The organism is Pseudoalteromonas sp. T1lg76, from assembly GCF_002964725.1.
Lineage (GTDB): Bacteria > Pseudomonadota > Gammaproteobacteria > Enterobacterales > Alteromonadaceae > Pseudoalteromonas.
Map to the genome: position 1 here is coordinate 120,775 of NZ_PQCE01000006.1, position 10,616 is coordinate 131,390.

Consider the following 10,616-nt stretch of genomic DNA (forward strand, 5'->3'; position numbering starts at 1 on the left):
ATATCTTGACAAAATGCGACATGGTGATGACATAATAAGACATATAAATGACTTCATTGCCGCGGTGACCTCATGCCCTATTATGCCCGCATCGGCTCTCTCACCGGCTACCCAGAGCTGGTAGAGCGCCTTGGAGGTGACCCTTGGGACTTGCTGTCACAGGTATGCATCTTGCCAAGGCAGTTTACCGATCCGGATCTAATGATCCCCTACAAACAAATTGCCGAGCTCCTGGAAATGACCGCCGCGCAATTGCAGCTCCCCTATTTCGGCGCCCAATTAGGGCAAGAGCAGGGCTTAGCAACGCTGGGGTTAATCGGTGCCTACATAGTGCAAAAGCCAACCCTGCTGCAAGCCTTGGAATGCGGCGCCAAGTATGCCCAACGCCATGCTCAGGGGGTCAACCTGACCTTGGGTGCACCAAGTGCTGCTCAGTGCGAGCTGGCCGTTAGTTTGCAAATCAACCACCACCAGCAATACACACAAATCTGTTTGTTAACCCTGAGCCTGATACTCAGCGTGCTCAGAGATATGCTTGGCGATGACTGGCAGCCCCATCATATTGGCTTTAAACAACATCTCCCACTGGCCGCCACATTAGCCCTGGAGCAGCTGCTCGGTTGTCCGGTGCAAGGAGGTTGTCGCAAAGACAGTATTGTTTTCAATGCAGATATTCTAAGCCAACCGCCACTGCAGCAGGCCAACCTGCTAGCCGAAATCGTTGACAATCAATTTCAGAGCTTTCAGCTGAATCAGCATCTCGATTATGTGGTACTGACCCGTCATGCCATTAATATGTTGCTGCCCACCGGCGATTGCAGCAAGGAAAGCATAGCCAAAAGCCTGGACCTGCATCCGAAAAAGTTAGAGCGCCTGTTGAGTGAACAACTCACTTCCTACCGAGACCTGTTGGAACAAGTACGCAAGGATGTGGCCCAACAGGTTCTGACAAGCCAGCGCCCAGACCTCACTAACTTGGCGCTAAACCTAGGTTATTCGGAGTTTTCGGCGTTTAGCCGCAGTTTTAAAACCTGGTTTGGTATGTCGCCGACGCATTATTTGCAAACAATCAACAATAGTAAAAAATAAACATCAAGCACCTGCGACCCGCTAACAACCAAGGCTAGGTCAAAAAAATTAACTTTCTGTTTTTATTTAAAAACAAACTTAGAATCCGGAGAAAACGGACAAAACGACACACAAAAGGTACAAAAACGTACATTAAATGAATTGCAACAAAACCCCTCCAGCCGGTAACTTTTTGGCAACAAGATGAGGTTGTCGACAACACTTTTCACCTGAAACTAGCTGCTCGATTGACCATGTGTATTACCAAAGTAGGAACTAGTCATGACTCGACTTTTCAATAAATCCCGCCTAGCAACCTTAATGATGCTAGCCATGGGAGGCACAGCCCAAGCAGCCACCGAGCTTTCCCCTGCAGAGTTGCAATTTACCCTGATCACCGGCGAAAAGGTCAGCGCCGTTGTAAAACCGGATGGTCAGCTAGGCGGCATTCGCCTGCACGATGAAAATGGTCAAGAGCAGTTAACCAGCGTGTTTCGCAGAGGCGACAGCCAGTATGTGTTAACCGCCAAGTCACAAAATTTGGTTGATAACCACGGCGTTGACTTAGAGCTGTTTAACATCACTAAGTTACATCAGTCCGGCTACGATGATGCCTCAACCGATAAACTACCCGTGATTGTCGAATACACAGACGGCACCCTTGCGGGCAGCGTTACACCCACCACCTTTGAAGGTGTGTCACTGACCGGTGAGCTGGAAATCATCGACAGCGCCGCCTTTGCCATTAGCAAAGACAAGGCTGCACAAGTTTGGCAAAGCTTCAGCGGCGACAGCCGTATCAAAGGCGTCTGGCTTGACGCCATGGTGCAAGCACATAAAACTTCACAAGGCAGCGCCACCCTTACGCCTACCGTGCCACTAACTGGCGCCTATGGCCCGCTGGCGGCACAATACACTGGTGCCGGCGTGAAAGTAGCCGTACTCGATACAGGTTATGACACCAGCCATGCCGATCTTGTTGGCAAGGTAATCGCCGAGCGTGATTTTATTTGGCCTTTCACCAAGGTTGATGATCTAAACGGTCACGGCACCCATACCGCCAGCACCATTGCCGGCACGGGTGCCGAGTCAAATGGTCTGTGGGCGGGTGTGTCTCCCGGTGCGGATCTGATTGTTGGTAAGGTATTGAGCGACGCCGGTGGCGGCTCAACGTTCGGTATCCTTAATGGTATGATCTGGGCCGTGGAAGAAGGCGCCCAGGTTGTAAATATGTCCCTTGGCGGCAGCGGCACCAGCTGTGCTGGCCCGCTTGTGGATATGGTTGAAGCTCTTAGCGACCAAGCCCTATTCGTTATTTCCGCCGGTAACAGTTTCTCTCGTGAAACCGTGGGCGTACCTGGCTGTGCGCCAAGTGCATTGACCGTAGGTGCCCTGGATCGTGAAAACAACACAGCGTCATTCTCATCACGTGGTCCGTCGCCGGATGGTCACTCGTCAAAACCTGATATTGCCTCTCAGGGTGTAGATGTTGTTGCTGCCGCCTCGGGTGGTACCGGTGCCACCGCGTATAAAGCCCTTTCTGGTACTTCGATGTCGGCTCCTCACGTTGCCGGTGGTGCGGCCATCGTCATGCAGGCTCGTCCTGACTTATCGCCACAAGAAGTAAAACAAATTCTGACCTCTTCTGCCGTTGAATCCGATGCCCATGTACTTGAGCAAGGCGCGGGTCCTATGGATATCAACCGTGCCGTTGCCCAGGCGGTGATCTCAGCACCAAACCAAGAGTTAGGTCTGTTCCGCCATGGCGATGGTTCAAGCTATACAGAGGCGCAAGTCACACTCGAAAACCTATCATCAGAAGAAATCACCCTGAAACTAAGCCTGGATTTAATCGGTGAAGACGGTATCACCAAGTTGCCCGCTACCTTTGCCGGCCTGGGTGAAAAAGAAATCACCATCGCCGCCAATAAAACCGCGCAACTACCGGTGTGGGTTAACCCCGAAATTGCCCTGCGCGACGGTGCATACGGCGCTATTACGGGTAAGATCATTGGTAAAACGGTAGGAACAGACGATGAGCAGGTCATTGTGCCTATCTCATTCTGGATTGACCAACCACAAGTGACACTAGATCTAAATGTGACCGACCGTCGTGGTATGCCGGCTTCATCACCTTCTAAGGTCTATTTAATCAACGAAGAAGACGACTGGGGTCGCTATGTACAGCTTAACAATGGCCATGCCAGTGTGAGCGTACCAAGCGGTGACTACACTGTGGTTGCCCATATCATGACCTATGATAACGACAGCACCACTGCGGGTTTAGTTGAGTCGGCCACCATGATGGCGGATCTTGATGCCAAGCTGACCACAGATCGCCAGCTGCAGTTTGATGCCCGCGATGCCAGAGAAGTAACCTTTAAGGCGAGTAAACCATTAGCGACTCAAGGCTTCTCATTTGGCTTCACCTATGCCCTGGACGACAGTAAAAACGCCAAGCTGGCCGCTTATGATCTAGCCCCGGATTACGTCAACAACATGTACACCTGGTCACAAGGCCATGACAGCCGCTTCCGCTCATTTGTTACCACCCGAGCAGTCGCACCAGAGACCGAGGTACGCACCCAAGGTGGCGTGGTATTGGACTATGTAAACCAGGGTGAGGCCTTGTCATTCCATGGTGAAGGCAGCGCCGAAGTGGTTGCCGTAGGCGAAGGCGACTACAGCACCGATTGGAGTCAATTTGACCTCGAAGGCAAAATTGCCCTTATCTCTCACCCATACTATGTGACCTCTTACATGGTGCGTAACGCCATGAATGCCGGCGCCATTGGTGTTATTCACTATCGTGGCGGAAGCCATGGTCGTTACAAGGGTAATATCAGCGGTACCCCGCGCGTACCTGTGATTAATATCAGCGCCGAGCAAGGTGAGCTATTAGCCGCAGAAGTGGAAGCGGGTAACAACCGCATCAGCTGGTCGGGTATTGCCGCCGAACGCACACCCTATGCCTATTCGATTAACCACATTACCGATGGTGCGATCGAGTCTGGTCAAATCGTGTTGCAAGAACAAAAGATGAGAAAGGTCACCGCCCAATATCATTCACAGAATGACGAGCGTCCGGCCTGGACAGATGTTATGGCCATGACCAATAGCACCGGCGAATTCTACTCAACCGGTAGCCCGCAAATGATCATGCTGCCAATTGAGCGTGAAGAGTATTACAGCGCCACAACTAAGAATGCCTGGACCAATATCGTTATGCCAAGCAGCCGTTTAGGCTCAAATGGCGGTTACTTTGATGGCCCTCGTGTAATGACAGAAGGTGAAGAGCAGACTAGCTGGTTTAAAGGTCCGCGTACCGGTGCCCTACTAACCAACGGCTCGGCAATGGTGGCCCGTCAGACCAACCTGCTTTACTTCCGCTTCGCCACCTTTGGTGATGGCGCAGGTCACGATGGTACCTCAGGTTTCAATGGCAGCTCGGCGGTTGGCGTCAAGCTAGATGGTCAATCGGTTTTCCCAACCAACGGTATGCTTGAAGTACCACACAGCAATGCCGAAGTTGAACTGACTACCCAGTACTATGCCCGTGGCGTAGGTGAGCGCTCACCTGTTAAGGATAACCTAGGCTCATTCTTCCGTGGCGTATACAGCTTCAATACTCACAGTGAGACCCAGGGTCGCCAGGCGGTATTGATGCCGACCTATGATATCCCGGTGGATATTGAAAACAGCGTGCCTGCGGGTGAAGCGTTTAATATCGCCTTGGGCGCCAAACTTGACTCGGCAGAAACTGCCTCGCTAAGCGAAGTAAGCGTGCAATACGCCTATGGCCAGCACTGTTTACCGGAAGGTGTATCGGCGTTCAGCTACTGCCCTGTATCAACTCTGCTACCAGAAAGCGCATGGCAACAGGCCGAGGTATCAATGCTTGATGGTCAATGGACTGCAACCCTGCCAAACAATGGTGCCGCCGGCGAATTCGTTCACCTACGTGTGCAAATGACCGATGCATCTGGCAGCACGGCGTCACAAACCATGATGCGTGTGTACATGCTTGATTAATCCCTTTGTTGGTTCACAACCACAAACCACCTTGCTCTAGTAGCAAGGTGGTTTTTTTGCTTTAAGGCGGCGCTCTCAACCCCGTTTTGAGTGGTGACTTAACCCTGAAAATACTTTATTGTGCAGGCAAGAATTTTTTGACTCTACAAGCAGTTATATGAGCCAAACAGCAGTAACCACGACCTTATTTGCGATCATCCTGTTATTCACTCTCCCCGCCTGCCAGGCAAAAACGGTAAAAATGTCGAAAAGCGGCATTTGCCATACTCCGGACTCGGCTCATTACCAACGCACCACAAGCTTCACAGCCTATACCGATTTATCCAGCTGCCTTGATGCCGGCGGTCGTTTACCAAAAGGCTATGCGCAAGACAATAGCGACACCCAGGCCAGTGGCGAGTACAACCGCGATGACTGGGCTCATTGGCTGGATGAAGATAACGACTGCCAGGACACCCGCGCCGAGGTGCTGATTGCCCAATCCCAAGCTCAAGTAAGCTTTAATGATCAAAAACAGTGCCGAGTCACATCCGGTGCCTGGGCAGATCCCTACTCGGGCAAACTATTTACCAATGACGACGATTTAGATATCGACCATATAGTGCCGCTCAAATTTGCCAGCGAGCACGGCGGTGCTCATTGGAGCCGCAGTGAAAAGGCGCGCTTTGCCAACGACCTGGATAACCTGCTGGCCGTCGATGACAGCCTCAACCGCTCCAAAGGCGCCAAAGGACCAACAGAGTGGATGCCACCCAAGCATGAATATCGCTGTGAATATCTAAAGCGCTTTAATGCCGTGATGACCAAGTACCGTCTAAGCTACACCGCACAGGAGCAACGCACTCTAACGAAAATGCGCAGTGCGTGTAGCTAGTAGGAATAACCACAGCCTAAATTTAGGACTCTGTAATACCTGCAAATTCAATCACGACGTCCATGATATCGCCGCAACGGAAAAACCATCGGCCATTGTTGAAAAAATCGAGATAATCAAAGTCCCAATTTCAAACTTAACCTATACTGGGAAAGTTAAACATTGACCAATGAGTGCATGGTTACTGTTTAACTTTTTAATTTGTTCATAGCGCTAGCAGTAATGCGTTGATTTTGCTTCCCCACCCTTTTTAATAAAGGAATCGGATTATGAAAAAATTCACCACTAAGCTGCTAGTTACCGCCAGTGCAATACCAGCGTTGATGTTTGCTTCTAGTGCTTCAGCCTGCGCTGGCGACGGCACACAGCTCCTTGGCAGTATGTGTGCATTCGCAGGAAACTTTGCGCCGCGTGGATACAGTTTGGCCCATGGCCAGCTTTTAGCCATCTCACAATACACCGCGCTATTCTCAATTGTAGGAACAACCTATGGCGGAGACGGACGTTCAACCTTTGGCCTGCCCGACACCCGAGGCCGCGCCCTCATCGGCTGGGGAAATGGGCCTGGTCTGAGCAATTATCAGATAGGCGCTCGTGGAGGGGCAGAATCGGTCACCCTTTCTGAAGCGCAATTGCCTTCTCACTCTCATGCGGCAAATACTATGGTGTCTGGTGACATAGACATTGATGGGGTAATAAGCCTTCATGCGTTTAGTGGCAAAGCTGATGCGAAAAGCCCGGCGGGCAACACTCTTGGCGAAGGGAAATACGCGACCGACGCGCCGGATGTGATGATGAACACGGATTCCATTTCTTTTAGTTTGGTGGCGCAAAATAACCTGACTGCTTCGACTGAGGTCGAGAGCGCAGGCGGCGGTCAAGCTCATGAAAATCGCATGCCCTATATCGCCGTAACCTGGGTCATTGCGGTTCAGGGCATTTTTCCATCGAGAAATTAACTCAATGCACAACACATCAAATGGGAGCCAGTTGCGACTTGCTTTGCTCGTATGTAGTCTGGCTTACCCATCTCTCACCTGTGCTGAAAATCCAGATGATTTACTGACAAAAGGTTATGAAGCTCTCGCGCGCAAGGACTATACACAGTCGTTTGAGATATTTTCTCAGCTAACTCACCACAGGCGTACTTCACATCAGCCTTATTCTATAAACACGGCTGGGGGGAAGTAGAGCAAGACTTGAGCAAAGCGTGCGAGCAATTTTTATTTGCCGCTAAAAATGACATACCCGTAGCGCAGCAGGAATACGGCTATTGTGTGATGCAAAACCAGGGGGCAGGAGCCAATGAAAAACCCGGCGATTGGTTTAAGCGCGCCTATGAGAGTGGTGTCTATGAAGCCGCCTGTGATCTGGGTCGTTTATACCTAGGTACAGCCTGGCAAAAACGAAACCTGCCTTTGGCAATACAATGGTGTCAGCAAGCAGCCGAGCGAAACGCGGTTAAGGCTCAGGTGACCTTGGCAGACATCTACCTATCGAACTCAGAGGTCTTCAATTTAGAACAAGCCGAATTTTGGTATACCCAAGCCCTCAATATCGGTTCCGGGGAGGCTGCTTATAAGCTTGCGACCCTTTATCTGCAAATTATCGCTCAGCAACAAGGCGACGAATCCGCCGCCAATAAAGCGCTTTATTTAATGGAAATTGCTTCATCTCGTTACATCGAAAGAGCCTATGCTCCAACCGCTAAAATGTACTGGAAGAAGTTGCAAACTAGCGATGAATCGAGCTCTGAACTTTTGGCTAAAAGCTACCTATGGGCCAAAGCGGCACATCAGATTAATCCAACCAAGGCGACAAAACGTTTGCTCAGGGAAGTCGAAAATGAGTTACCGCCGCAGTGGAAAGGGAAACTAGATACGCAAGTTGAAGAGTTTATTACAGAAAATAAGCTGTAGCTGCAGCTAATAAGTTACAAGCCAGTACCCTAGACAAGCGTATTAGAACTTAAAAGGCTAGCCTGCTCCTGTTAGGCCAGCTGTTCTACTATTTCCTTAAGCACAGGTACAACCGACAACACCAACAACCCCGACATTGTGTAATTGAAAACTGCTCTGCTTTTGGGGCTATTCAGTACATTTTTTAACAAGGAACCAAACATCATCCAAACACCCACACAAGGAAACGAAACAACAAAAAATGTTGTCGCTATAATTAGATTCTGACTAAAAAAGCTCTCTCCAACCGTTGTAAAAGCCGCGATTGCGCCGGTAGCAACAACCCAGGCTTTTGCATTTACCCATTGAAACAAAGCGCCTTTCATAAAGGTAAATGGCTTGCTTTGCGCACCTGAATTAACTTCACCAGCAGAGCGGGCAATGAGATAGGCAAGATACAATAGGTAAAGGACACCGATACATTTAATAAGAAAATGCAGATTAGGAAACATTTCAAACAACTGCGAAAAGCCCGAACCCACAAGTAACAGCATCAGGGTGAAGCCAACACAAATACCGGCCATTAAAGGCAAGCTCTTCCTCACACCAAAATTTAATCCTGATGTCATCACCATAATATTATTGGGTCCAGGCGTCACAGAAGACGAAACGGCGAACAAAACAACGGCAAAAAAGTAATCCACTTCATTATCCTCATTAAGTTCCTCATAAAACGCCGGCGAGGAAAGCTAAAATTAGTAGCGTGATCAATTGCTAGCCAGATGCCTGGGAAAACGTCTAAACGCAACAAGTATCCTGCCTAGATAGACACAATAGCTGGGCAAAAACATTCCGCTTTATCGCCTTAAACGACAGCAATATCAAGAGACTGCTCTTGTGCACGAGCACCCAGTATTTATACAAAGAGATGACCCACAGGTCTCTAATACCTTGGTAGTCTAAATATCAATAACGACCCAGTTAAAGATATAAAAGGCGAACTGATAGCCTGCGATAAACTAGAAAACGAAAAAGGAATCTGTGGCAAAAAATCGTCACAGTTGCAGGAAAATGAGCTTGAAATTGGAGACCAGAAGGTAATTTACGAACCCCAGAAAAGAAAAAACCCCAGCCATTCGGCTAGGGTCTGTAAAAGTGGTACCAGTGGGCGGACTTCCAAACCCGTAACAGTGCCACGCCAAGCGTGGCGCTCAAGTCCGAACAACGTAAATTACACGCATACAAAAATATCGGGAATATTTTTGAACGACCGCAGGTCGGCCCTGAGGCTAGCCCGAAGGGTAAGTGCAGGGATTGCACGCATAAAAAAACCCTTGCTAAAAAGCAAGGGTTATCAAAAGTGGTACCAGTGGGCGGACTCCAAACCCGTAACAGTGCCACGCCAAGCGTGGCGCTCAAGTCCGAGCAACGTAAATTGCACGCATACAAAAATATCGGGAATATTTTTGAACGACCGCAGGTCGGCCCGAAGGGTAAGTGGCAGGGATTGCACGCATAAAAAAACCCTAACCAATCGGCTAGGGTCTGTAAAAGTGGTACCAGTGGGCGGACTTGAACCGCCACGCCCGAAGGCAACGGATTTTGAATCCGTCATGTCTACCAATTCCATCACACTGGCATCTTTTTTCTTTGACCTTCTCTGCGAGAAGATAAAGAAAAACCACTTCAGAGCAAAGGCTTTGTTTATCTGCCTCCATCTCTATGCCCAGCATTATACAAAGAATGATAAGCGCGGCAAGCGTTTTATGTTATTAATGTGTCAACTGCCGAATATTCAACCAAAGCGGACTTTTTGCGTATCTTTCATCTGAATTTAACGGCCTAGTCCTACCCGCCAAACCGGGAAAGCGTCGCCTTTGCAATCCCCCTTTGTTACACTGTCGCCGATTTTGTTTGCGAGAAATATCATAATGTCATTGAATTCTGCGCCTGCGGGCATTGGTCGCCGTCTTGCTTCACTTATTTATGACGGCTTAGTGGTTATTGCCTTCGCCATGCTGACTACCGTGGTCTTTTTATTATTGGTACAAGGCGGTGTATCCCTGGGCTGGATTGCCATGGGCGAGGCCGAAGATGTGGCCGCGCTGATCCAAGAAAATACTGTGCTTTATGTTATTCGCGATATTCTCCTGGTGCTGGTGAGCATTAGCTTTTTTGGTTATTTCTGGAGTAAAAGCGGACAAACCATAGGCATGCGTGCCTGGCGCTTACAAGTACGTCGTTTAGATGGTTCTTTACCTACATTTTGGCAAGGTGCATGGCGCAGCTTAACCGCCCTGCTCGGCCTGGGTAACCTGCTGGTTTTAGTGGATTTTAAGAATAAACGCGCATTGCAGGATTACCTCTCAGGTTGTGAGGTTGTAACCCTACGAAAGAAGATAATAAAAAGGTCTATCGCGCCCTGGATTAAAACTTATTATTTCAGAGCGGACATCAGCGCCGCTCAAATGTAGGTCGGGATTTTATCCCGACAAATGGGCATCATTGGCACCTTGTCGGCGCAAAGCACCGACCTACAAATAGTGTATTATTGGCACCTTGACGGCGCAACGCGCCGACCTATAACGGCCCTTTCATTCAATCTAAACGCTTTCTGATCGCGGCGCTCGTTGTGTAGCATAGCAGCGCTATGTAATACCAATTCACTTAAATAGCTAATCATTCTAGCGGGCTAAATATCATGCTCACTGTGTTGGAATTTTTCTATGTAGAATAACTACATA

The 10,616-nt window shown here is 49.3% G+C and carries 6 protein-coding genes, 1 tRNA gene and 1 pseudogene; 6 read left to right on the plus strand and 2 right to left on the minus strand.

Translation table 11 applies throughout. The features are described from left to right. Positions 1 to 72: 72 nt before the first annotated feature. The 5 genes from C2M35_RS02600 to C2M35_RS02620 all read left to right on the plus strand — a co-directional run bounded on the left by C2M35_RS02600 (position 73) and on the right by C2M35_RS02620 (position 7,893). Positions 73 to 1,089 carry an AraC family transcriptional regulator gene (locus tag C2M35_RS02600; protein ID WP_105264542.1) on the plus strand — a complete coding sequence of 339 codons (1,017 nt, stop codon included), beginning with the start codon at positions 73 to 75 and terminating at the stop codon, positions 1,087 to 1,089. 261 nt (positions 1,090 to 1,350) lie between these two features. Continuing rightward, the gene (locus C2M35_RS02605; protein WP_105264543.1) at positions 1,351 to 5,100 is read left to right on the plus strand and encodes a S8 family serine peptidase; all 3,750 of its coding nucleotides are present in this window, start codon (positions 1,351 to 1,353) and stop codon (positions 5,098 to 5,100) included. 157 nt (positions 5,101 to 5,257) lie between these two features. Then, on the plus strand, positions 5,258 to 5,974 hold the full coding sequence (locus C2M35_RS02610) for an HNH endonuclease family protein (protein ID WP_105264544.1): 717 nt from the start codon (positions 5,258 to 5,260) through the stop codon (positions 5,972 to 5,974). 269 nt (positions 5,975 to 6,243) lie between these two features. Next, positions 6,244 to 6,933, plus strand: a complete 690-nt coding sequence (locus C2M35_RS02615) for a phage tail protein (RefSeq protein WP_105257789.1) — start codon at positions 6,244 to 6,246, stop codon at positions 6,931 to 6,933. 240 nt (positions 6,934 to 7,173) lie between these two features. Next, on the plus strand, positions 7,174 to 7,893 hold the full coding sequence (locus C2M35_RS02620; protein WP_199774379.1) for a tetratricopeptide repeat protein: 720 nt from the start codon (positions 7,174 to 7,176) through the stop codon (positions 7,891 to 7,893). A 71-nt stretch (positions 7,894 to 7,964) separates the two neighbouring features. Here C2M35_RS02620 and C2M35_RS02625 read toward each other — a convergent pair whose 3' ends face one another. Both C2M35_RS02625 and C2M35_RS02635 read right to left on the minus strand, forming a co-directional pair. After that, complete coding sequence (locus C2M35_RS02625) at positions 7,965 to 8,576, minus strand: LysE family translocator (protein ID WP_105264545.1); 612 nt, start codon at positions 8,574 to 8,576, stop codon at positions 7,965 to 7,967. Between the two features lie 850 nt (positions 8,577 to 9,426). After that, a tRNA-Leu gene (locus C2M35_RS02635) sits at positions 9,427 to 9,511 on the minus strand. A 292-nt stretch (positions 9,512 to 9,803) separates the two neighbouring features. On the opposite strand from C2M35_RS02635, the pseudogene C2M35_RS02640 reads away from it, so the two are divergent. After that, positions 9,804 to 10,303 (plus strand): annotated as a pseudogene (locus C2M35_RS02640) (RDD family protein). The last annotated feature ends 313 nt before the right edge of the window (positions 10,304 to 10,616 follow it).

Coding starts and splice junctions, on each gene's coding strand:
- C2M35_RS02600 (WP_105264542.1), top strand. CDS start 73: ATGCCCTATTATGCCCGCATCGGCTCTCTCACCGGCTACCCAGAGCTG.
- C2M35_RS02605 (WP_105264543.1), top strand. CDS start 1,351: ATGACTCGACTTTTCAATAAATCCCGCCTAGCAACCTTAATGATGCTA.
- C2M35_RS02610 (WP_105264544.1), top strand. CDS start 5,258: ATGAGCCAAACAGCAGTAACCACGACCTTATTTGCGATCATCCTGTTA.
- C2M35_RS02615 (WP_105257789.1), top strand. CDS start 6,244: ATGAAAAAATTCACCACTAAGCTGCTAGTTACCGCCAGTGCAATACCA.